Here is a 24,398-nt window from a genome sequence, read left to right as displayed (position 1 = left end):
TCGATTTGGTGTGTATACGTTGAATCCATGTAGTTAAAGTAAAAGGCTTGATTTTATAGTGTTTTTTATACATTACTATTGATATGACCTAGAGCCAAGTCAGGCAGATATTAATGTTACGAGAAAACTAGTAGAAGTAGGAAAGATAATGGGAATTGAGCTGCTTGACAACATTGTGTAAGGAGATGATGAATTTGTTTCACTCAATGAAAAAGGATACATCTACTTACTGGGTGTATGATGCAATTTGTTATAGAGAGAGTATTTTTACGATATTTGGAAAAGTTAGTTTCGATTAGGCATATCAAACAATGTTGTTCCAATCATTACAATCATTCTTAGTATGAGTATAAAAAATCTCAAGAATAGTTTTCACTTTTCTTGAGATTTCCTTATCGATTGGTTATTAAATTCTATGATATTACCAAAAGTGGCTTTTGGCACTTTAGGTTTTGATATTATCTGGTTAATGGTTGCTGCGTTTGTCTTAACTTCAGCAATGTCAGAAACAAATTTAGGTAAGCGAGTAGCGTTGACACTCGTCACTAAATTCGGAAAAAGCAAAATTAGAACCTTAGCCGTTTTTGTTATTGTGAATTTTTTATTAGCGTTTTTTGTACCGTCCACTACCGCAAGAGCTTCTTTAATTGTACCGATTGCTTTAGTATTACTAGAAGTCTATCAAGCTCTACCGGGTGAATCCAAATATGGAAAACTAATGATGTTACAAGGTGTTCATAATAATGCTTTTGCTACCTCAATGGTTATGACTGCAACCTCTGCTCAAGTCATTGCGGTAGGGTTTATCAACGAACAAGCAGGTGGAAATATTGGTTATATGGACTGGTTATTAGGTTCGATTCCTCAGGCGCTATTAACGGCCATTTTCATGTTTATAATTGGTTCAAAATTATTTAACATCGCGGATAATAGTGGTGAGGATGCCAATCAAATTGTTCAAGAAAAACTTAAAACAGAATTGAATCATTTAGGGAAATTTTCTTCGGCAGAAAAACGAGTCGAAATTATCTTTTTAATCACATTAATCTTATGGGCAACAGGTGATTTTCAAGAGAGTTGGTTTGGTTTTGAAATTTCAACTGAACAAACGGCAGTATTGAGTATGTTATTGTGTTTATTACCTAAAGTTGGCGTATTAACTTGGAAACAAGCTAAAATCAAATGGGATTTAATGATCTTTTCTGCTGGTGCTTATGCAGTGGGGAATGCTTTTAATGATTCAGGTGGTGCTAGCTGGTTAATCGAACATCTAGTCGATGCGATTGGTTTAGACAAATTGAATCATGGTTTAGTAGCTGTAATTTTGATTTTCATTACGGTATTTAGTCATCTATTATTTACCAGTAAAACGGTTAGAACCACTATTTTAATTCCTGCTATTATCACCATCGCAACCACTTTAGGAATGGATCCAGCATCGTTAGCTTTAGCATGTTCATTTGGTATTGCTTCAACGATCACATTACCGCCTCATTCAAAAGTCAATACCTTATATTTTGGTACAGGATATTTTTCAGTACTAGATGAGCTTAAATTTGGTTTAGTGGGATGTTTTGTAAATGCCAGTGTGATTTCAATTGTCTATTTTACATGGCTACAATTGATTATACATTAATTGAGAAAGTTGGTTGATAACATGAAAAAGAAAGTAATCGTCGCCATTGCTGATGGTTTAGGTGATCGTCCGGTAAAAGAATTGAACTACTTATCACCCTTACAGTTTGCCAACACACCTCATTTAGATGAAATTGCTAAAATGGGAAAAAGTGGCTTAATGGATCCGATTAGTCCAGGCATTGCTGTTGGAACGGATATGGGACATTTAATTTTATTTGGACATGACCATCAATTATATCCAGGAAGAGGTCCAATTGAAGCGGCGGGTGTTGGTTTAGATCTCAAAGAAGGAGATATTGCCTTAAGATGTAATTTTGCTACAGTGGATGATACAGGAATTGTCATCGACCGTAGAGCAGGCAGAATTAGAGTAGGGACATCAAAACTCGTTGAGGCGATCAATCATACTGTTATTAAGGGCGTAGAATTTATTTTAAAAGAAGCCACGGAGCATCGTGCCGTTTTAGTCATGAGAGGAGAAGGGTTATCGGATCAAATTAGTGATTCAGACCCTAAAGCGCCCAATGATGGCTCCCCGTATAAAGAAGTATTACCACTTGATGATTCGGTACAAGCCCAAAAAACAGCAACAGTATTGAATGAATATTTTAAAGTGGTTTATGAAAAATGGAAAAATCATCCTGTTAATTTGAAAAGAATTGAAGATAACAAGTTGCCTGCTAATTTTTTAATTACACGTGGAGCAGGTAAAATGACGAATATTCCTCAATTAGGTAAAGAGATGGGATTTACTTGTAAGGTAATTGCTGGAGAAGATACGGTCCTAGGTGTCGCTAAAATGACGGGCTACCATACTGAAACGGATGAATCTTTTACAGGCAGCGTCGATACGAATTATCCATTAAAAGGCCAAAAAGCCTTGCAAGCCATTGAAGACTTTGATCTTGTTTATGTCCATTTTAAGGCTACCGATTTAATGGGGCATGATAATGATCCACTAGGTAAAGTCGTAGCGATTGAAAAGTATGATGAAATGGTAGGGATGCTTAAAAATAATCTACCTGAAAACACCCTATTAGCACTCTGTGCAGATCACTCCACTCCATGTGAGAAAGGGGAGCATTCAGGAGAGCCAGTGCCAATTGCGATATATGGTCCAGGCATTTTCAGTGATGAGGTAACGCAATATGATGAAGTGAGCTGTGGAAGAGGTATTTTAAATCGATTAACAGGAAATCAATTTGTCTGGACACTCTTTGATTATTTAGAGGTTGTGCCTAAACAAGGGAATTAATAGGGAGTGGGCAAGAAGTAGAAAATTAAATAATTTTCGCTTCGTCTGCCCACCCCCGCACAGTTGGGAGTAGACCAGAAGTAGAAAATCGAGTGATTTTCGCTTCGTCGGCCTACCCCCGCACAGTTGAGTAGGCCTCAAACAAGTCATTAAGACGCAGTTTGAGACCACTCAACCACTGCGCCTTTAAACATCGAGCAATGACTTGACTGGATTTTTCAAGCTGGTTCTCAGCTACATTAAGACGCCATTTGAGACCACTCAACCACTGCGCTATTAATTAACAAACAATAATCTTAACTAAATTTATTAAGTTTATGCCCAGCCTCTTCCTCCTCAATTTGATACGGACATAGGGGGACATTTACAGGGAGATGACAGGACTACTAATTGGGATTTTGTTTTTTGTGAAAATCTCTGAAACTATATAAAATATTTTGTTGAAAAAAAGTGCTATGGAAGCTTTACATCAGGTGAGCTTTGTAGCACTTTTTTTATAGTTGTCAGTTTAATTGATTAATCAATTTCAGGTTGATTACCAACATGAAGGGCTAAATTTTGATGTGTTTACTTCTTCTTTAGCATGATAGTCTAATATTAATTGAACGCCCTAAAACCATTCGTTTCCAAACTATAATTAGTATGCTCATTTTCTATCATGAAAGGTGAGGGATTATTTGTAGGTGGCTCATTATAATTAATTTTTAAAAGAAAATAATTTTCATAAAAAAAACAATTGAAATTAATTTTTGTCGGTGGTATAATGAAAGCGAAATCAAGAAAGCGTTTTTAAAAGGAGGGGAAGCGAGTGTCATATCTAGGAATAGATATTGGCGGTACATATATTAAATATGCAGTATTTGATAATGAAGGAGTTCAACTGAGTGCCACAGAGCGTCAGAAAACAAAAATAACAGAGTCTACAAATTATATTTTGGATCAAGTTTGTCAAATCTGTACGACAACTCAAGAAAAGTATCGATTACAAGGTGTTGCGATTTCAACAGCGGGAGTGGTGGATTCCCAAAAGGGAGTCATCACGTATGCGGGGTATACAATACCGGGTTATACTGGAACTCCTTTAAAAGAAACGGTAGAAACATTGACCAAAGTAAAATGCACAGTAATAAATGATGTAAATGCTGCTTGTTTAGGAGAGTATTGGCAAGCTTTTACTGAATTAGAAAAACCAAAAACTTTAGTATGCTTAACCATTGGAACAGGTGTCGGTGGAGCCATTATTATTGATGGGAAATTATACGAAGGGCCAAGTTTTATGGCTGGAGAAGTAGGGTATTTGCCAATTGAGGGTCAATATTTTCAAGATATAGCTTCTACTACCGCCTTACTAGTGGACGCGAAGCGACAACTCAATGAGGAGATAACTGGCGAAGAATTTTTTGAACGCTTAAGATTAGCATCAGACGAACGAGTGAATCAAGTGTTTGAACGATTTATAAGTGCTCTAGCTAAAGGCGTACTTATAATGCAATATACTTTGAATCCAGACCAAATTGTACTTGGAGGCGGCATCTTAGCTCAACATGATATGATTATTCCAGCGATTGAGCAAAAGTTAAAAGAGTTAGCAGTCAGTGAACGATTTTTAACCGCAAAGATAAGTCCTGCGCGAGCGGGTAACAATGCCGGCATGTTAGGAGCTTTATACTTTCATCTTTATTAAGATAGTAGGATGTGATTTACAATGAGTTTGGTAGAAAAGATAGAAGCTAATTTTATAAATTTTTCACCAAAAGAACAGATGATAGCAACTTATTTGTTACAAGAACAAAAACATTTAGGAAATATCAGCATTCAAGATTTATCAGCAGCAATTGGTACATCAGCTGCTACGATCACGCGTTTTTGTCGCAAAGTGGGTTGTGATAGTTATGTCCAACTAAAAATGGAACTTTCTGCTTCGGCATTGAGCGATGAGAAAGATGAAAATGTCAATGCGTTTTATCAAGTAACGCAATATTATAACCGGGTAATTGAACGGACGGCGGAGTTACTTGATGAAGCACAGATCAATCGTGTGATTCAAATATTGAAAAATGCCAATCGTATCGTCATTTATGGTATGGGGAGTTCAGGATTAACAGCAAAAGAATTTGCGATTCGCTTATCGCGGATGGGAATAAATGCGATTGCTGAAACTGATTCGCATATGATGATTATCGGAAGTGCGATTACACAGGTTGGTGATATTGTCATTGGGTTTAGTAATTCAGGAGAAACAAAGGAAGTGGTACATGCATTAAAAAACGCAAAATCAAATGGTTCAACTATCATTAGTGTGACAAGTATCAAAGGAAGTACCATTGCAAAGTTATCGGATGAGACATTCTTTGTCCATAGTAGTCGTTTTGTGAATAACGATCAATTCGCTAATTCACAATTGCCGTTTTATTATTTAATCGACATCATCACATTGCAATTATTAGAAAATCATCACTATGCGATGAAGATGAAGACCACAGTTCAAGAAATTTTACAAAAAGCTATTTTTACGGAGGAATAAAAGATGAAATTTAAGAAATTCAAGCAATTAGTAGCTTTCGCTATGTCAGCAACCGTATTATCTGGTGTTGTAGCATCGGTAACTCCAGCAGTTGTTAGTGCCGAAGATGAAGTGACCATCACTTATTGGAACTTCCCTAACTTTACAAGCGATAAAGAATTCCCAGCGTCAGAAGACTATGATGCAGCTTTAATCGCAGCATTCGAAGAAAAATATCCACATATTAATGTAGAATATCAAAAATTGGACTTTACAGACGGTCCAGCAAAAATTGAAACAGCATTACAGTCACAAACTAATCCGGATGTTATCTATGATGCACCAGGGCGTATTATTGACTGGGCAAGTAAAGGCTATTTAGCACCGTTCACTGATGTTGATACGAGCACTTTAATTGAAGCAGCAGTTAAAGCAAGTTCATTTGAAGATGAATTATACTTATATCCACAAGGAATCGCACCATTCTTAATGGCGGTAAACGTTGGATTAACGGATGAATTAGGTGTAACAGATTTATTACCTTTAGATAGTGAAGATCGTAATTGGACTGTAGACGAATTCCAAGCATTTTTAGAAGCGGTGAATGATGCTGAAGGCGATACAATCCCAACCGTTGTTTATTCTAAATCACAAGCAGGAGACCAAGGTCCACGTGCATTTGTCTCTAACTTATTTGGTTCTTGGATTACCAATGATGAAGTAACAGAGTATATCATTAATAATGAAGCAGGCGTCAAAGCTTTAGAATGGATTAAGGAGCAAGCGCCTACTGGTATCTTGGGACAAGGGGCAGCTTTAGAAGCAAAAGATGCCTTAGAATACTTCAAGTCAGGAAAAGCGGCCCTAACGATTTTAGCTAGTCCTGGTTTAGCTGCTCAATGGGAAGATTTAGATTTCAAATTCTTACCATTCCCGAATGTGGACAAAGCACCAAAATATGAATATTTAGTAGCAGGTCCAGCGGTATTTGATAATGGCGATGATGCTAAAATCGAAGCAGCACAATTATTTGTTGATTTCATGATTAACGACGAAGTTTGGGGCAAACGTACTTTATTAGCGACCGGTAACTTCTCAGCTAAAGAGGGAGAAACTGGTTTATATGATAATGAGGAATTAACATTTGCTGAAAAATTAAACGATCAATTTGGTGCTTATTATAATACAATTCCAGGATATGCAAGAATGCGTCCTTTATGGTTCCCATTATTACAAGGTGTATTATCTGGTGATACTGAAGATGTTAAAACAGCTTTAGATGCTTTCGTTGAAGAAGCTAATGCCATCTATGCTGAAGAAGTAGAGTTATTAGGCGAATAGTATTAAATTTAGTTGATTTGGGAATGAAGCTAGGCCTGTATAAGATATATTCAGTCAAGTTTTTGCACATTCAATACTAGCACAGTGATTGAGTGGTCTTAAAGAGATTGGAATGAACTTGAAAAAATCAGTCAAGCTGTTGTTCGTAAATTAAAAGCACAGTGATTGAGTGGTCTCAGCCGGCATCATAAGGACTGGTTTGAGACCAACTCTGAACTGTGCGAGGTTTGCCAGACGAAGTAAAGATCATTCATTTTCTACTTCTGGTCCACTTCTTCCCAATCACTTTTATCAAAAAAATATAATGAAATGATAGAGCTCATCATTCATTATTGGACAAAAATATGTTGACACATGGTTTCGCAATATGCGACGGCTTTATGAACAATACACAAATAGTGTATGGACTTTCAGGTGTGAACGTCTATTTGTCGAGTAATGAAATGGGCTCTATTTTAGTTAAATAGGACGTGTTATAACAATTTTGAAAGAAGATTTAGTGGGCCACATTAAATTTTGATGCTTTTAAAAAATGTGGTATCTCTATATGCGACAATGATAACAATTTTTAAGACCTAAGTTAGCGATTTTAAGCTAAAATTCTAGCTATTATTTATTCAAGACAGAAAGTTAAAGTCTTATAATATTTTGAAGGAGTGTAAGTAAGATGTTAAATCGTTTAAAACGAAAATATGACATAAGTGGTTATCTTTTTATTGCTCCTGCAATGATTTTCTTCTTAACATATGTACTATATCCAATGATTAAAGGGATTCATATGTCCTTGTTTAAGTTTCGTGGAAGAAGACAGATTTTTGTAGGAATCGATAATTATACTAAGTTATTATCTGATAATGTATTTCTAAGATCAATGGGTAATACCATGTTTATTGTAGCAATCGCGGTTCCGATTGTGGTAGTTCTTTCATTATTTATTGCGATTAATATTTATAACAAATCGGCTGCAGTGCGAAGTTTCTTTAGAGGGGTATTTTATTTACCAGCTGTTTCATCCGTTGTTTCGATTACAGTTGTTTGGCTTTGGATTTACAACCCTGACTTTGGTATTCTCAACTATGTTCTAAAATCAATGAATATTATCGATGGAAATATTCAATGGCTAGGTAATTCACAAACCGCTATTTATGCGATTATCGTCGTGCTAATCACAACGAGTATTGGACAACCCATTATTTTATATATCGCGGCTTTGGGGAATGTGCCAGTAGAATTATTAGAATCAGCGAAAATTGATGGTGCTTCAAATTGGGTGATGTTTAAAAATATTATTTGGCCATTAATCATTCCGACTACATTGTATATTGTGGTAACAACGACAATTAATAGCTTCCAAATCTTTGCCTTAATTCAATTGATGACAGCCGGTGGACCGAATTATTCGACATCAACGGTAATGTATTTAGTTTATGAAGCCGGTATTAAGATCCAAGATTATGGTAGAGCGAGTGCGATGGGGGTTGTATTAGCAGCCATTATTGCGATTATTTCAACATTACAATTTAAGTATTTAAATAAAGACATTGAATAGGAGGTATGAAAAATGGAATTTAAAAAATTTGGACTTTTTAATATTTTGTCTTTTACTTTATTATCAGCATTGACAATCTTCTTTATTTTCCCATTTTATTGGATTGCCTCTGGGGCTTTTAAAATTCAAGATGTAGCGATTGCCATGCCACCTGAGTGGTTTCCAATGACACCAACAATGGATAATTTTAAACAATTATTAATTCCATTAACAGCGCGTTGGTTCTTTAACTCAGTGTTTGTTTCTCTTGCGACGACGATTTTAGTGTGTTCAACTGCTTCGTTAGCAGGATACGCCTTAGCTAAAAAAAGATTTCCAGGTGTGAAGCTATTATTCGCCATCTTCATTGGGGCGATGGCTTTACCGAAACAGGTTATCTTAATTCCATTATTGCGATTGATTACTGAAATGCAATTAATGGATACTTATCGGGCATTAATTTTACCGGCTGTTGGTTGGCCATTCGGTATTTTCTTGATGAAACAATTCTCACATTCAGTACCGGACTCCTTATTGGAATCGGCTGATATTGATGGTTGTGGGGAAGTGAAGAAATTTATCAATATTGTTCTTCCGATCGTAAAACCAGGAATTGGGGCACTCGCCATCTTTACTTTTATTTCTAGTTGGAATGATTACTTCTCACAATTAGTGTTTACTAACTCAGAAACAATGAAGACTTTACCATTAGGTTTAGCGTCGATGGCGCAAAATGCTGAATTCTCATTGAACTATGGATTATTAATGGCAGGTGCGTTACTAGCATCATTACCAATGATTATTGTATTCTTAATGTTCCAAAGCTTCTTTGCGCAAGGAATTACAGTAGGGGCGGTGAAAGGATAATGACTCATCCAATAATCGATCAACTAAAAGGAAAATTAATTGTTTCTTGTCAAGCCTTACCAGGCGAACCTCTTTATCGCGAAGAAGGTGGTGTGATGGTGTTAATGGCTAAAGCTGCAATTGAGGCGGGCGCTGTCGGTATTCGAGCCCAAGGTGTCACAGACATCAAGCAAATTAAAGAAGCTTTCGATGTTCCGGTCATTGGCATTATTAAGAAGTCCTATGAAGGATTTGATTCTTATATAACGGTTACGATGGCGGAAGTAGATGCGTTAGTTGAAGCAAAGAGCGATATTATCGCATTAGATGCTACCAATCGCACGCGTGCGGATGGAACGATTGATGATTTTGTTAAAGCTATTAAAGAGAAATATCCTCATCAATTATTGATGGCCGATATTTCTACATTGGAAGAAGGTCTACATGCAGAAGCCTTAGGCTTTGACTTAATTGGTACAACAATGAATGGGTATACACCTTATACTAAGCATCAAACAGAAGGACCAAACTTTGAACTGATGCGTCAGTTGGTAGAAAAAACCCATACTCCCATTGTAGCTGAAGGTAAAATTCATTATCCAGAAGAATTGGCAGAAGCCTTTGCTCAAGGTGTTCATACAGCAGTGGTAGGTGGAGCCATTACACGACCGTACGAGATTGCGTCTCGCTTTATGAAAGTTGTACCAAATTAACATTTCAAGAAGGTAAAATATTGAGAACGAGTCAGCAGACATTCAAGGTGTCTGAGACATTCGATAGGAGGGATAATATGACAGTATCACAATTAATCATAGGGTGGTTTTATTATGGCATTCTCTATATGGGCTTATCCATGATGGCAACGGTCATTATTAACCGAGTGGCTAAACATTATTTTACCGCACCATTAGTTATCAATGCGGTTGCAGTGAGTCTTTTAGTGGTTCTCCTATTATTGAAACAATTTACGGCTGAACAGTTTTGGTTTAATTTATTATTTGTCTATATGCCAATTGTGGCCGCTAGTGCTATCTTCAACTTGGGACTTTTTCTCATTCGTACAGGAAAACCACTTAAAGAAGAGATAATGCCAGAAGAATAAGGAAGTGAGAATTATGTTTGATACAATGTCGCTTGATGAAATGCGTCATTATTATGGTCGTGAAGAAGTTCCGCAAAATTTCGATGAGTTTTGGGATAATGAATTATTACAAGTCTCATCATTACCGGAGTATACTTTAGAGGCTTGTCAATTTAATATACCGAATGTTCAAGCATATGAATAAAAATTTAAAGGAACGAATCATGGCGTTGTATATGCGAAATGCGTGTTTCCTAAAGAAAAGAAAACAGTGCCGGTTGTCTTTCATTTTCATGGTTATCAAGGACAAAGCCCAGATTGGTCACAATGTTTAAACTACGTGGCAGCAGGTTTTGGCGTGGTCGCAATGGATGTTCGTGGACAAGCAGGCAAATCGATCGATCATGGTGTTTTTGATGGCGTAACCGTTAAAGGACAAGTAATCCGTGGAATGACACAATCTCCTGATAAATTATTCTATAAAGATATTTATTTGGATATTTATCAAATGATTGAAATTTTGGCGCAACAAGAGTGGGTAGATGAAAACTGTTTAATGAGTTTTGGTGGGTCGCAAGGAGGGGCACTCGCATTAATTGCCGGTGCCTTAAATCAACGCATCAAAAAAGTCGTTTCTATTTATCCATTTTTATCCGATTTTAAACGCATTTTGGAATTAGGTGATTGCGCCGAAGCATATAATGAATTATTCCGTTATTTCAAATATAAAGATCCCTTCCATGAAACGGAGCAGCGGATTTTAGATAATTTGGCATATATTGATATAAAAAATTTCGCTCATCGCATAAAATGTCCGGTAAAATTTTTTGTAGGGATGCAGGATGATGTTTGCCCACCCTCGACCCAATTTGCCGCATATAATCGCATTGAGAGTGAAAAGAGTGTTCATATTATGCCAGAATATGGGCATGAAGCGATGAATGTTTTCGTGAATGATTTAGTATTTAACTGGCTGGTTGGTTCAGAAATTGCAACAGAAGTATAATTAAAGGAGTTCAATTGAACATGAGCAATTTAGAAAAATATAAAGGGATTATCCCGGCGTTTTACGCTTGTTATGATGAAGAAGGAAATATCAGTGCTGAACGCTGTAAGGCATTAGCAAAACACTATTTATCAGTGGGAGTTAAAGGCTTATATGTCGGTGGATCCTCAGGTGAGTGTATTTACCAAAATGTTGAAGAACGTAAATTAGTATTAGAAAGCGTCATGGAAGCAGTAGGGGGTAAGATGACAATCATTGCCCATGTAGCCGCTCCTTCTACCCGCGATTCGGTCGAGTTGGCGAAGCATGCAGCTGATTTAGGAGTTGATGCGTTAGCAGCAATTCCACCGATATACTTCCGCTTACCAGAACCTTCCATTGAAGCTTATTGGACAGCGATGATTGAAGCAGGACAACGTGATTTTATTATTTATAATATTCCACAGACAACCGGATATGCTTTATCAACAGGCCAATTCAAAAAAATGTTGGAAAATAAATATGTGATTGGTGTTAAAAATTCGTCAATGCCAGTACAAGATATTTTAACATGGAAATTAGAAGCAGACCGTGACATCATTGTCTTTAATGGACCAGATGAGCAATTTGTTGGTGGACGGGTGATGGGTGCTGAAGGGGGTATTGGAGGGACTTATGGTGTCATGCCAGAGTTATTCTTAGCTTGTGATAAGGCTATTAATGAAGGAAATATCCCATTAGCAACAGAGATTCAATTTAAAATAACTGAAATTATCTTTACAATGGTAGGATGCCAAGGCAATCTATATGATGTGATGAAAGAAATCTTACGTCGTGAAGGATTAGAGTGTGGTCATGTTCGGGGGCCATTAGCTCGCATTACCGATGCAGATAAGCCAACAATTGATCGTGCTCATGACATGATAAAAGCAGCCAGAAGTCAGTATTGTTAAATCCCTAATAGAGTGAAAAGGAAGCTATGATGGCTTCCTTTTTTGGTATGACGGGCATGTCATACATCTAGGGTGCAAATCCCTGAGGGCACCTGCTATCGGTGAACCCAATAGTGATTCTCAAGCTTGACCATCGTGAGGTGGCGAGGAGAAGAAGAGATAACGAAATCGTGGCTCCACGAACAGGAACACAATACGAAGGCGCGTATAGCGGATGAGATGGCCAAAAGCATTAAAGTCCAAATAGATAGTCGTAACCTATGCGTGTAAATTGTGGGAGTAAACGAGGAAAGATGTATGACTTATCCCGTGAGGTCTCATGAGCGTCTCAGACGTAGTAATAACGAATCATGAGAAGTCAGCCGAAGCCATAGTAGTGTCGAAGCTTGCGTAATGTAAGTGGAGCGAAGGGCTGAACAATTAACAAAGTGTAAACTACTCGAATTGTATTCCTTTATATGTCTGACTAGTTAGGACAATATCACGTATTGATGGAGAAATAACAGAAAAAAATAAGACAAATAGGAACAGCGAAACAAGAAAGGAGACACACCATGTCGCAACTATTATTACAAATTTTATCGACTTCCAATATGACACTTGCACTCAAGCAGGTGAAACGAAACAAAGGAAGAGCGGGACTTGATGGTATAACGGTGGATGAAATCGAACAATACATCCGAGCAAACTGGCAAGATATTAAAGGTCAGATAATCCACCGCAAATACAAACCGACCCCAGTGCTCAGAGCTGAAATACCGAAGCCAGATGGCAGTAAGCGAAAATTAGGCATCCCGACTGTCATGGACCGAATTATTCAACAAGCTATTGTACAGGTATTGACCCCCTTATGCGAACCTCACTTCAGTGAATATAGCTATGGATTTCGCCCGGGACGTTCCTGTGAAGACGCCATCATGCAGTTATTAAGCTACCTTAACGATGGTTATGAATGGATAGTGGACATTGACCTTGAAAAGTTTTTCGACAACGTCCCACAAGACCGACTGATGTCACGGGTTCATGAACTTATTCACGACGGCGATGTTGAATCACTTATACGAAAATATTTACAAGCTGGAGTGCAAATCATGGGGGTTTATCATGAAAGTACTCAAGGAACCCCACAAGGAGGGAATTTATCTCCACTCCTATCCAATATCATGTTAAACGAATTGGACAAAGAATTAACAAAACGAGGGTTACGGTTTACGCGATATGCAGATGACTGCATTATAGCAGTCTCAAGTGAAGCAGCAGCCAAACGGGTCATGTACAGTGTTTCTCGCTACATTGAACAGAAACTGGGATTAAAAGTCAATATGACAAAGACAAAAATAACGCGCCCAAACAAACTTAAATACCTAGGATTCGGTTTTTATAAAAACACAAAGAGTCGACAATGGGCACCGCGTCCACATCAGGAGTCGATAGCACGATTTGAACGCAAATTAAAGCAGTTGAGCAAACGGAGCTGGAGCGTATCACTCACCCAAAGAATTGAGAAACTAAATCAAGTTATAAGAGGTTGGGTTAACTACTACAGCGTAAGTTCGATGAAAACACGACTAAAAAGGATTGACGAGCATTTAAGAACGCGTATAAGGGTCGTGATATGGAAACAATGGAAGACCAAACGCAAACGACTTTGGGGACTTGCCAAGCTAGGAATGCCTAAAGGAATGGCAGACAAAGTCTCTGGTTGGGGAGACCATTATCAATTTGTGGCACTTAAATCAGGGATACAATACTACATCACAAAGGATATCCTAAGAATAAGAGGATTAATAAGTATCTATGATTATTATATAGAGCGACATGCGTTAAAAGTTAATTGAACCGCCGTGTGCCGAACGGCACGCACGGTGGTGTGAGAGGGACGGGAAACCGTCCCTACTCGATTTGGAGATGATGTTTTTTAGGCTCTTTGTCAAATGGTGCGGGGTCACTCCCCAACCTTTTTGCACTTCGCTTAAATTTTCGGTCGAGTCATTTAGCTTACCCGATTCTCCTATTAAGTAAAGTGCTACTGTTGTATTGAAAGCCATAAAATATTTCCCCTCCAACCGCAACTAGCAGCTTTATTTTCAATCATAAAAAAATGGGGAGGATTCATAATTTAAGTGGCTAATTTAATTTTAGAGCTTTCAGTTTTAACGAATATAATTTTGAGCAATGATTTATTTTGAGTTTCTAAATCGTCTTACTACCTTTCAATCATAAAATAAATTATACTAGTAAATAATAAGTAATATTTGTCAGTTGGTATTTTGGTAGCTGTTATCTCATTGGTTAATCGCAAAATATCATGTGGCTCTTTTTTTATAGTGGATTAAATTAATTTTCAAATACGAGATTTACATTTTTTTTGAATTATAAATAGTAAGATGGAGGGGTTGTATGGATTTATATAAAGGAAAAAGATTTTGGCCAACATTAACAAAAGAAGCATCATTTTCAAAACAAAAAGGCACGCATAAAGTGGATGTATTAATAATTGGTGGCGGTATGAGTGGTTTATTGTCGGCCTATAGTTTAGCAAGAGCGGGGAAGAAAGTATTTTTAGTTGAAAAGGATTCAATAGCAAATGGATCAAGTTCATTAAATACTGGTTTGATTCAATATATGAGTGATGTTGTAATGGTGGATATTGATGAAGAAAAGAATAAAATGGTATCAAATGATTTTTATTTAAGATCGCAAAAAGCGTTAGATTACATTGAAGAAATTGTTAATGAGTTAGATGACCCGACTATTTCATTTAGAAGAAACAATAGTCTTTATGTCTCAAATGATGAAGAGAAAATTTTGAAAATAAAAAGAGAAGTTGCTAGACAAAATGAATTAAATTTTGAAACAGAGTTTTTAGATCAACAGAGATTAAAAAAAGAATATGGTATCGATGCTCTAGGAGGATTGCTTTCAAAAAATGACGTGGAGCTGAATCCGATGGCTTTTGTTTCTGCAATGGCAACCAGCGCTACACAGAATTTTGATTTGCTTATATCGGAACAAACTCAAGTGAACGAGCATAATTTTTCATTTGAAGAAAATAAATTGATAGTGGATGATTTAAGTGTTCAGTATGATAAATTGGTGATTGCGACAGGCTATGACGTGTTCCCAAGTTTTTCAAAATATTTACCGAAAATTGATTTAGTGACCTCATTTGTTGTTGTAACAGAACCGATTAGCAATCAAAAGGTTACTGACACGATGTTTTGGGAAAGTTCAAGTAGCTATCTTTATTTTAGAAAAAGTCCGGATAACCGTTTAATCATCGGTGGAGAGGATGAAGAAAATATAACTTTATCTGAGAATAAAGCTAAGATAAATTCTGAAAAATTAATTAAACAGGTTCAATCTTATCAAACTAATTCGATTAAATTAAAATCTGAATACTTTTATGAAGCTATCTTTGGTGAGTCTTCGGATGGATTACCATATATAGGACCACATCCAGAAAACCATGATATTTTTATTATACATGGAGTGGGTGGTAATGGGACAGTCTATTCCGCAATGGGAGCAATTGAGATTGTGGATTTTTCAAAAGGAAAGTTCGATGAAAAGATGAGTTATTTATGGCCGAGCGAAACCAATAATTAATGGACAAATAAGATAGAAAGAATTGGCTTTCGGCTTCGTGTCAAAATTTGGAAGTTTTATTATTTTTATGATTTTTTTAATTAGCAAAAACATTGAGTAGTACTTTATTATAAAATCAACCATCGACCCTCAAACCAAAAACCAGACTCAATTTTGCTGAGTCTGGTTTCTTTAAGTCCTATTATCGTTGATCGAGTTCCATTTTGTTTTCGGTGGTAGTAAAAATACTGATCACAATGGATAAAATAATGGCAGTGAATAGTCCTTCAATCTGAACATCGCTAACGAAATTATCCGCTAATAAAACCATAGCACCGTTTACAACTAAGTTAAACAGCCCTAAACTAATAATCGTCAATAAACATCCGACTGTTTTAAGAATTTTTCCGACAATACCATTGGTAATACCCAGAATAATAGCAAATATTAGAGCTCCCATAAAACTGTTAACGGTGACTCCTGGAAGAATATAACTCATAACGATGGTAACAACGGTAGTAATTAATAAATTTTTCATAAATGTCCCTCCTCGATACAATCTAATTATAACATATTTTTATGAAAAAGCCTACTAAGTCGCCAGGTATCAATATACTTAAGCAAGCGATTATCTTCTAGCTATCATCATTGTCGTGTTATAATGATAGCAGAATAGACTAAAAGGATGAGTGAAGATGAAGATACATTTATTAGAACCTTTACGAGTATCAAAAGAGAAAATTACTGAACTAGCAGCGCCTTTAGTTAATGCGGGGCATGAGTTCAAGGGTTTTGATACGAAAACGACCGATGTTCAAGAACTGATTGAACGTTCAAAAGGAGCGGATATTGTAATAATTGCCAATAATCCTTACCCTGCTGAAGTGATAAAGGCTAATCCACAATTAAAGTTAATTGATGTCGCTTTTACTGGGATTGATCATGTCGCTCAAGAGGCTGCTAAGGAATTAGGAATTCAAATTGCGAATGCTTCTGGCTATGCGACGACTGCTGTTAGTGAATTAGTGTTAGGATTGGTATTAGCTCTCTATCGTCAAATACCACGAAGCGATGCTGATACACGACTAGCTACTGATTTTCCGGGGCCATTTCAAGGTATGGAAATTAAAGGCAAAACAGTGGGCATCATTGGGACCGGGAATATTGGGATTGAAACGGCAAAATTGTTTAAAGCTTTTGGCGCTAAGTTAATCGGCTATAGTCGCAGTGAAAATGAGCAGGCAAAAGAACTAGGTTTGACCTATCAATCATTAGAGAACGTACTAACAAACAGTGAGATTGTTTCCTTACATTTACCATTAAATGATCACACTAAAGGATTAATATCAAAAGAAAAGTTGGCCTTGATGAAGCAAGAGGCGATATTAATCAATACCGCTAGAGGTCCAGTGGTCGACAATGAGGCACTAGCCGAAGCACTAAATGAAGGGCGCATTGCAGGAGCAGGTATTGATGTGTTTGATAAAGAGCCACCATTAGCTAGCGATTATCCATTATTGGAGGCTAAAAACACTATTTTAACGCCACATATTGCGTTTCTTAGTGATGAAGCAATGGTAAAACGAGCTGAAATTGCCTTTCAAAATGTGATTAGTTTCATCGAAGGAAAACCACAAAATATAATGAATTAATGATTGGGTTTAGAGCATCCTTTATTCAATTTAAATGCAGTGATGCAGGGCATCATGACAAGTCATGTCACCTATGCGGTTTGTATTCCTTGTGAATGTGACTGCTAAACCTATTGGGATCGTGGCGAAAAATCTATTAAATCTGAGGTCAGCAACAACACGTGGATTGGATTGTGCGAAAAATCTATGAAATCTGCGGAGAAACACTCCGTCAGTCCGTGGTGAAAATATCCGTCAGTCCATGGTGAAAATCTCCGTCGCGATGAAAGTGTCCTTTGTTCCACAGTGAATTCTCCACGCAACTCACCGGGACCACGCTCAAATTTATTTACAGTTTGAATTATTAACTTGACATTAGGAACAGATTAATTTATAATGTGAATATAGTCATAATAACATTGACAAGAAAAGTAGATGGATGAAAGTTTTACAGAGAGACTGTCGTTGGTGCAAGCAGTTAAATGGCAATTCATTGAAAATGGTCTTCGAGTTGGCTCTTCGATATTTAGGTGAGTCCGGGTTCGCCCGTTAAAGCGAGCGAGTATGATAGTACTCATTGAGGTATTAATTGTGAGATTAATATAAATTAAGGTGGTAACACGAGTGATCTCGTCCTTTTTAAGGATGGGGTCTTTTTTTGTTAGTGAAATTGACTAATAATTCTAAGGAGGAAGTAACATGTGTCATAATTGTGGTAAACATGATTTTGTGGGGAGTTTTTTAAGACCTGAAAGATTAGTCACTGCTCGACAAGAGTTTAAGGAAGGTAAAATTGATGCACAAGCGTTAAAAATTGTAGAAGATCAAGTGATTGAGGAATTAATTAATAAGCAAAAAGAATTAGGCTACGAATTTATTACCGATGGAGAGTTTAGACGCTCTACTTGGCATTTAGATTTTATGTGGGGATTTGAGGGGATTGACCATCGCCCAACAGAAACAGGATTACCTTTTGCAGATGAAGTGGCACTAATCGATGACACTTATCTAGTAGGACGTTTAGGATTTAATGAGAATCATCCTTTCTTTGAACATTTTAAATTTGTGCAACAGTTTGAAGAAAAGGGTCATAAAGCTAAATTAACAATCCCAGCACCCGCGCAGTTTCTTGAACAATTAATTATGCCTTTTGCCATTGACAATACGCTTAAGTTCTATGATAGTCAAGAAGAGTTGGTAGAGGATTTAGTTTCGATTTACCAACAATTTATCCAGAAGGCATATCAATTAGGTTTGCGTCACCTTCAATTAGATGATTGTTCATGGGGCTTATTAGTGGATGAGCGAGCTGAAGACTTTTTTGGTACTGACCAAGCAGGGTTAGAAGCAATCAAGCAATTATTTTTAGAGACTAATAATCGAGCGATTAGTCAACGTCCAGAAGACATAGTGGTAACGACTCATGTTTGTCGCGGGAATTTTAAATCGACTTATGCGGTGAGTGGCTCTTATGAAGATATTGCGGAGTTTCTTTTTGCAAAAGAAGAGGTAGATGGTTATTTCCTAGAATTTGATGATGAACGCTCAGGTGGTTTTGAACCATTGCGTAAAGTTACCGGTGATAAGAAAGTAGTATTAGGATTGATAACGTCTAAACGTCCAGAGTTAGAAGATAAAGACATAATTATCACACGTATCCATGAAGCGGCGCAGTACATTCCATTAGAACGCTTAAGCTTGTCCCCTCAATGTGGCTTTGCTTCTACCGAGGAAGGGAATAAATTAACACAAGAAGATCAATGGAAAAAGCTACAGTTGATTAAAGAAATTGCTGATGAAGTGTGGAGTTAATGAAGTTAAATTTTGATTGCCGGTTCCGATACGATTGGTATTTCGTAATAGAAGCTAAATCTTAACCCGGCAACCATCATCCTAACCGAGACAATTTCGATTTTATTTAAAGTCGCCCCTTGAGAAAACCGTGTCATTCATTACATGGATGAATCAAGTTCTAGGGCGACCGTCATTGTATTCTGTTAATTGATTTTCAATATATTTTTTAACCGTTTCTTTAGACATACTACCTACTGTTGACATGAAATAACTAGGTGTCCATAAATGGCCACCCCATAACATTACCTTTGTTTCTGGATAAGCTTTGAACCATCGACGGGCAGATTTCCCTTTAAGTGTCTTGACGATATTACTTGCGGCATGTTTAGGGTTGAACGAAATCAACATATGGATATGGTCAGGCATAACTTGCAGCGATTGGATGACAATATCGTGTTCATCACAAATGTGGGTCAACATATCTTGCATGGCGTTTTGTTTTTCAATGCTTGTAAATATTTCTTTACGATACTTTGTTACCCAAACCAAATGGAAATTAAAATCATAGACATTTGTCCTTGTTTTTACCATCATACGTAAACACCTCTTTATTTACATTATAACAATTGATATCGCTATAAACAAGCGTCATGTGTATGATATAATATATCTATAAAAACAAAGGGGGTGAAAACATGTATCAAGGAATTGAGTGTAAGATCTATCCTAACGAAAAACAGCGTCAGTTAATTCATATGACCTTTGGTCATACCCGGTTCATCTGGAACGAAATGTTGGCCATGTTGAATGCGCGGTATGAAAACAATCCTGACCTTCAGATGCTGTCTTATAATGCGTTATCCTCTCTTATTCCGCAAATGAAGAAGGAATATCCCTGGTTGCGTGAAGTTGATAGCGTAGCTGTTCAATGTAGTGTTAAACGCTTATCCGAAACTTTTGTTAGGTTTTTTAAAGGTTATTCAAAATACCCAAAATTCAAATCAAAGAAGCACACCAAACAGTCGTATTTAAGTACCATACGTGGCAACAACATTCGTTTCAATGATAATCAACGGTATATTAAATTACCCAAGTTAGGTTGGGTAAAATGTAAGTCAAGTGTGCTTCACATTGAGAATGAACGCATAAAATCTGTCACCGTAAAATATACACCTAGTGGCGACTACTATCTCTCTCTTTTGGTCACAAGCGATAATCAAGCAATGCCCAAAACAGGGAATGTAGTCGGTGTCGATTTAGGTGTAAGTGATTTAGCTATTACGTCTGATGGTCAAAAATATCAAAGTCAACGACTACATTTGTCTTATAAAAAACAATTACATTATTGGGAAAAGCGAATGGCCCGTAGACGTTTACAAGCCAAAAAGAACGGTATAGCTTTAGTGGATGCGAAAAACTACCAGCAAGCCAAACGCCAAGTTGCCCGTATTCATCAACGTATCAAGAACATCCGTAAGGATTACATTCATAAAATCACAACCGATATGGTTAAAAGTTATGACGTGATCGTACTAGAGGACTTAAAGACGACTAATATGATGAAAAATCATCAATTAGCTCGTTCGATTGCTGGCCAATCCTGGCGGATGTTTAGAACAATCCTAGAGGCAAAGTGCGAAATGTATGATAAGACATTTGTAGCGATTAATCCGTACAAGACGTCACAAAAATGTTCCAATTGCGGATATGATAGCGGTAAAAAAGCGTTAAGTATACGTCATTGGACTTGTACGAAGTGTAATATGCATCACGATAGAGATATCAACGCAGCTAAAAATATATTAAATATTGGCCTGGAACAGGCCTTAGTTAAATAGCTTAGACCGCTGTTTTGCTTTGAAATAAGCGGAACAAGTCATGAGTGTTCCTAGAAACACGCCATTTTAATGGCGTTGTAGTTCATCGTTTACAATATCATTATAGGGAATATCAAGGGGGGAAGATGTGGAAGAATTTAAAGATTATGTGTCTTTCGACTTAGAATTTAACGAGGTAGAGGGCATTCAACATTTATTACAAGTGTCGGCGATAAAGTATGTTAATCATCAAGAAATCGAACGCTTTGACACTTATGTTCATTCGAACGTTCATATTAGAAGTTTTATTACAGGATTAACGGGGATTTCCCAAGATAAAATTAAAAATGCGCCTCCTTTAGTGGAAGTATTAAGGGATTTTAAAGCCTTTGTTGGTGACTTTCCATTGATGGGGTATAATGGCAAAAAAAGTGATATTCCAGTGCTACAAAGTCATGGCTTAGATTTAGAAGCGCAATATCAAATTGATATCTATGAAATAGCACAAGAAATGAAACCGACCTATTTATCAGGTTCAAAGGGATTGAGTCTAAAAGCCGTAGCGGAATATATTGGCTTAAAAGGGCAAGCACATAACAGTTTAGAAGATGCCAAGATGACGGCAGAAGTTTATCAAGGTTTACTAGAATTGAAAGCCAATGAAAGTTATTTAGATGAACAAGAAGCAGTAACTAACAATCCATTCGCGAGCTTAGGGTTAGCAGGCTTGTTCGGCGAAGATGAATAATTGAGTCATCTTGATAAGGAGGGTTTATCAGTAACCTTTTAAATATTATGGCGAATTGAGTTGCTTGCTCTCAATGTTTTAAATTGTAGTTCAACTCAATGTGTTAAAATCGTTACTTGTCTCAATGTTTTAAAACGCTATTCGCCTCACCCAATCTGGCCTAAAACCCACCGCGGTATGAGTTAAAAGCATATGCCTAGCGTTTTATTTGAAAAGAAAGACAAAAAAGGCGCAAAAAAGCACCCTCTATGCTATAATTAAAGTGAAAAATTTTTAAAAATTGTTGCATTAGTTCTGTTGGCGCAGTCCTAATGCTTTTTGTTTATCATAATGAATATGACAAGAAAGTACCTTATATATGATACGTAGTAACTTGTGTCCGCAAGCAACTACAGCTTTCATTTTGGCTCCTCTAGCAGATAGACGTTGATAGAGATTCGAAAAAGCGGGGTCCATCGACCTTCCTGCAATACCGCCACAGGCTATCAGTGTTGTTTTAAGGTATTTATTCCCCCGGGTGGTTCGACTGCTTTTTTTTACTCCAGCACTTTCATATGAACCAGGTGATAGTCCAGCCCATGAAGCTAAGTGCGCAGCTGTCTTGAAGGCCTCTACATCTGGACCAATTTCTGCCAAGATAACCGCAGCACTATTTGCTTTCACCCCTGGGAGCTCCATTAATAATTCATATTCTTCCTTAAAATAAGTGAGTATAAATTCCTCAATATCTCCATCCATTCGCTTAATTTTTTCTGTATAAAAGCGGTACTCTTCCAATGAATCATCTAATAATCGTCGGTCAGTCTTTGACATTTTGCCGTCCATGGCTTCTAAGAGTTGTTTGGGTGTCGCTTTAACATGAGTATGCATACACTCGGCGACTCGTTCAAGGGTGATTTTTTCACCATGAATAAATAAAGAGAGTAATGCTTGGCCTGTTTGACCAAAGATATCTGAAAGATAGCTCGTCAATTTAATATTTGCCCGTTGTAAGATATTATGTATTTCATTTTTCGACTGTGTCCGTTTTTGGATATAGCTTAACCGACGGCGAGTCAATTGACGCAATTCCATTGCTTGTGCACAAGGTAAATAAGATGATTGGATTAACCCACATCGCCCTAATTGAGCAATCCATTCAGCATCTTTGACGTCAGTCTTTCGACCAGGAACATTTTTAATATGGGCAGGATTAGCCAGTGTTAATTGAATCTCACTATCGGAGAAAATATTAAAAACTGGGACCCAATATTGTCCAGTCGATTCCATAAATATATCAGTCACATTGAATGATTGAATCCATTCAAGTGCCGCTCTAAGTTCGGCTGAGGTAGTTCCAAATGTCTTCTGATGTTTTTGGGGTTTATTGGTCTCTAATGGACCAGATAATATACAACAAACGATGGTCTTTTGATGAACATCAATCCCACAGCATCGTTCAATCATTACTTCCATGATCATGACCTCCAAAATAATATTAGGCAATGTGAGCTTTCTATATTAACTTGTAATTTTATTTACACGCTCAAGACGTAATGGGTTTATCGCAAACGATAAAAAGCTCATCCAGTTTTTTTATACGGGGGTACGGACATACCTCACAATAAACGCATCGGATTTGTATTGCCCATTTAATTATAATGCGAAACCGTTTTTCTGTCATGGTTTAGAGTGCGAAGCACTCTTAAGGTTTTTCATGGGGAACAAATCGAATGATGCGAAAGAGTTAACCATTATTTGCATTTTCCATTTGACATTTTGCCCAATGATAAGTATACTTTAGAAAGAAATTTAGGGATCTTTAAACGTGTTCGAGAAACATGAAAGTTACCATAACCATATTTGCCATTGGAGGATTGCGCTAAATCCGTCTAATAGCACTATCTTTATGTACTTTTATGAGCCTACACACGTGTGTAGGTTTTTCTTTTTATCACGAAAGAGTGAAAGGATGATGAAAATGGACGCGAGTAAACCAATTATTGCACTCGATTTTCAAGAAATAGACCAATTAAATGAGTTTTTAAATCAATTTTCCGAGCCTTTAAATGTAAAAATAGGGATGGAATTATATTATACGACCGGTACGCAGATGGTTGAAGCATTACAAAAGCGTGGTCATGATATTTTCTTAGATTTAAAATTACATGATATTCCCAATACGGTAAAATGGGCGATGAAAACCTTGGCTAAGCAAGGGATAGCAATGTTAAATGTTCACGCAATGGGTGGACAAGCCATGATGGAAGCAGCCCGTCAAGGTATTGAAAAAGGGACTGGTGAAGGAGCCAAACGTCCGGTTTTACTAGCGGTGACTCAATTAACGTCCACTAGCCCAGAACAACTTAAACAGGAACAATTGGTTGAAGCAACAATGGCAGAAAGTGTCAACCACTTAGCCAAGCTTACCCAACAAGCACAGTTAGATGGCGTCGTTTGTTCACCTTTAGAAGCCAAAGCCATCAAAGAAAAATTTGGTGAGGACTTCTTAACGGTCACACCGGGTATACGACTAACCAAAGGACAAGATGACCAAAAAAGGACGGCGACACCTTATGAGGCCGCTTTAAATGGCTGTGATTATATTGTAGTGGGACGTCCGATTACCCAAGCCGAAGACCCTGTGGCAGCCTACCAAGCCATTAAAGCCGAGTGGCAAAAAGGCTTGGCTGAAAAAGCATCATTTTAGG

General features: G+C 37.2%; 20 protein-coding genes, 2 pseudogenes and 1 other annotated feature. Of the genes and pseudogenes, 19 read left to right on the top strand and 3 right to left on the bottom strand.

Annotation, left to right across the window (positions count from 1 at the left end):
• Positions 1 to 97 precede the first annotated feature (97 nt).
• The 14 genes and pseudogenes from CYJ72_RS03390 to CYJ72_RS03325 all read left to right on the top strand — a co-directional run.
• A pseudogene (locus tag CYJ72_RS03390) lies at positions 98 to 181 on the top strand (JAB domain-containing protein); the annotation flags it as partial.
• Positions 182 to 415: 234 nt separating this feature from the next.
• Complete coding sequence (locus CYJ72_RS03385) at positions 416 to 1,636, top strand: SLC13 family permease (RefSeq protein ID WP_284630473.1); 1,221 nt, start codon at positions 416 to 418, stop codon at positions 1,634 to 1,636.
• A 21-nt stretch (positions 1,637 to 1,657) separates the two neighbouring features.
• Positions 1,658 to 2,893: a 2,3-bisphosphoglycerate-independent phosphoglycerate mutase gene (apgM, locus tag CYJ72_RS03380; protein ID WP_284630471.1), complete on the top strand. Its 1,236-nt coding sequence runs from the start codon at positions 1,658 to 1,660 to the stop codon at positions 2,891 to 2,893.
• Positions 2,894 to 3,701: 808 nt separating this feature from the next.
• A complete protein-coding gene (locus CYJ72_RS03375) occupies positions 3,702 to 4,577 on the top strand; it encodes an ROK family protein (protein ID WP_284630470.1) in 876 nt (291 codons plus the stop codon).
• A gap of 21 nt (positions 4,578 to 4,598) precedes the next feature.
• Entirely contained in the window at positions 4,599 to 5,417 is an 819-nt protein-coding gene (locus CYJ72_RS03370) for a MurR/RpiR family transcriptional regulator (RefSeq protein WP_066126425.1), read from the top strand.
• 3 nt (positions 5,418 to 5,420) lie between these two features.
• Positions 5,421 to 6,737 carry an ABC transporter substrate-binding protein gene (locus CYJ72_RS03365; protein ID WP_284630467.1) on the top strand — a complete coding sequence of 439 codons (1,317 nt, stop codon included), beginning with the start codon at positions 5,421 to 5,423 and terminating at the stop codon, positions 6,735 to 6,737.
• 667 nt (positions 6,738 to 7,404) lie between these two features.
• Complete coding sequence (locus tag CYJ72_RS03360) at positions 7,405 to 8,286, top strand: carbohydrate ABC transporter permease (RefSeq protein WP_284630466.1); 882 nt, start codon at positions 7,405 to 7,407, stop codon at positions 8,284 to 8,286.
• Positions 8,287 to 8,298: 12 nt separating this feature from the next.
• Positions 8,299 to 9,132: a carbohydrate ABC transporter permease gene (locus tag CYJ72_RS03355; protein ID WP_066126421.1), complete on the top strand. Its 834-nt coding sequence runs from the start codon at positions 8,299 to 8,301 to the stop codon at positions 9,130 to 9,132.
• A complete protein-coding gene (locus CYJ72_RS03350) occupies positions 9,132 to 9,824 on the top strand; it encodes an N-acetylmannosamine-6-phosphate 2-epimerase (protein WP_066126419.1) in 693 nt (230 codons plus the stop codon). The genes CYJ72_RS03355 and CYJ72_RS03350 overlap by 1 nt, the downstream gene beginning before the upstream one ends.
• Positions 9,825 to 9,901: 77 nt before the next feature.
• Positions 9,902 to 10,213: a hypothetical protein gene (locus tag CYJ72_RS03345; RefSeq protein WP_284630463.1), complete on the top strand. Its 312-nt coding sequence runs from the start codon at positions 9,902 to 9,904 to the stop codon at positions 10,211 to 10,213.
• Positions 10,214 to 10,226: 13 nt separating this feature from the next.
• Positions 10,227 to 11,198: pseudogene (locus CYJ72_RS03340) on the top strand (alpha/beta fold hydrolase).
• A 20-nt stretch (positions 11,199 to 11,218) separates the two neighbouring features.
• The gene (locus CYJ72_RS03335) at positions 11,219 to 12,130 is read left to right on the top strand and encodes a dihydrodipicolinate synthase family protein (RefSeq protein WP_066126415.1); all 912 of its coding nucleotides are present in this window, start codon (positions 11,219 to 11,221) and stop codon (positions 12,128 to 12,130) included.
• Positions 12,131 to 12,684: 554 nt separating this feature from the next.
• Positions 12,685 to 13,968, top strand: a complete 1,284-nt coding sequence (ltrA, locus tag CYJ72_RS03330) for a group II intron reverse transcriptase/maturase (protein ID WP_284630461.1) — start codon at positions 12,685 to 12,687, stop codon at positions 13,966 to 13,968.
• 562 nt (positions 13,969 to 14,530) lie between these two features.
• Positions 14,531 to 15,739: an NAD(P)/FAD-dependent oxidoreductase gene (locus tag CYJ72_RS03325; protein ID WP_284630459.1), complete on the top strand. Its 1,209-nt coding sequence runs from the start codon at positions 14,531 to 14,533 to the stop codon at positions 15,737 to 15,739.
• Between the two features lie 181 nt (positions 15,740 to 15,920).
• On the opposite strand, the gene CYJ72_RS03320 is transcribed toward CYJ72_RS03325, so the two are convergent.
• The gene (locus CYJ72_RS03320; protein WP_066127184.1) at positions 15,921 to 16,256 is read right to left on the bottom strand and encodes a phage holin family protein; all 336 of its coding nucleotides are present in this window, start codon (positions 16,254 to 16,256) and stop codon (positions 15,921 to 15,923) included.
• A gap of 157 nt (positions 16,257 to 16,413) precedes the next feature.
• On the opposite strand from CYJ72_RS03320, the gene CYJ72_RS03315 reads away from it, so the two are divergent.
• Together CYJ72_RS03315 and CYJ72_RS03310 are read left to right on the top strand one after the other, a co-directional pair.
• Complete coding sequence (locus tag CYJ72_RS03315) at positions 16,414 to 17,370, top strand: NAD(P)-dependent oxidoreductase (protein ID WP_284630457.1); 957 nt, start codon at positions 16,414 to 16,416, stop codon at positions 17,368 to 17,370.
• Between the two features lie 389 nt (positions 17,371 to 17,759).
• Positions 17,760 to 17,990, top strand: a binding site (T-box leader).
• A gap of 58 nt (positions 17,991 to 18,048) precedes the next feature.
• Positions 18,049 to 19,161, top strand: a complete 1,113-nt coding sequence (locus CYJ72_RS03310) for a 5-methyltetrahydropteroyltriglutamate--homocysteine S-methyltransferase (RefSeq protein WP_284630455.1) — start codon at positions 18,049 to 18,051, stop codon at positions 19,159 to 19,161.
• Between the two features lie 153 nt (positions 19,162 to 19,314).
• Here CYJ72_RS03310 and tnpA read toward each other — a convergent pair whose 3' ends face one another.
• The gene (tnpA, locus tag CYJ72_RS03305) at positions 19,315 to 19,755 is read right to left on the bottom strand and encodes an IS200/IS605 family transposase (RefSeq protein WP_431606503.1); all 441 of its coding nucleotides are present in this window, start codon (positions 19,753 to 19,755) and stop codon (positions 19,315 to 19,317) included.
• Positions 19,756 to 19,838: 83 nt separating this feature from the next.
• On the opposite strand from tnpA, the gene CYJ72_RS03300 reads away from it, so the two are divergent.
• Positions 19,839 to 20,981 (top strand): RNA-guided endonuclease TnpB family protein, encoded by a 1,143-nt coding sequence (locus CYJ72_RS03300; protein WP_284630451.1) that lies wholly within the window; start codon positions 19,839 to 19,841, stop codon positions 20,979 to 20,981.
• 127 nt (positions 20,982 to 21,108) lie between these two features.
• A complete protein-coding gene (locus CYJ72_RS03295) occupies positions 21,109 to 21,708 on the top strand; it encodes a 3'-5' exonuclease (protein ID WP_066127338.1) in 600 nt (199 codons plus the stop codon).
• A gap of 288 nt (positions 21,709 to 21,996) precedes the next feature.
• On the opposite strand, the gene CYJ72_RS03290 is transcribed toward CYJ72_RS03295, so the two are convergent.
• Positions 21,997 to 23,163: an IS110 family RNA-guided transposase gene (locus CYJ72_RS03290; RefSeq protein WP_071407987.1), complete on the bottom strand. Its 1,167-nt coding sequence runs from the start codon at positions 23,161 to 23,163 to the stop codon at positions 21,997 to 21,999.
• Positions 23,164 to 23,668: 505 nt separating this feature from the next.
• Here CYJ72_RS03290 and pyrF point away from each other — a divergent pair.
• Complete coding sequence (gene pyrF, locus CYJ72_RS03285) at positions 23,669 to 24,397, top strand: orotidine-5'-phosphate decarboxylase (RefSeq protein WP_284630447.1); 729 nt, start codon at positions 23,669 to 23,671, stop codon at positions 24,395 to 24,397.
• Position 24,398: the final 1 nt, after the last annotated feature.

This window comes from Globicatella sanguinis, from assembly GCF_002847845.2.
Lineage (GTDB): Bacteria > Bacillota > Bacilli > Lactobacillales > Aerococcaceae > Globicatella > Globicatella sanguinis.
The sequence above is the reverse complement of the archived record's forward strand: the minus strand, read 5'-3'. Positions and strand labels throughout refer to the sequence as shown.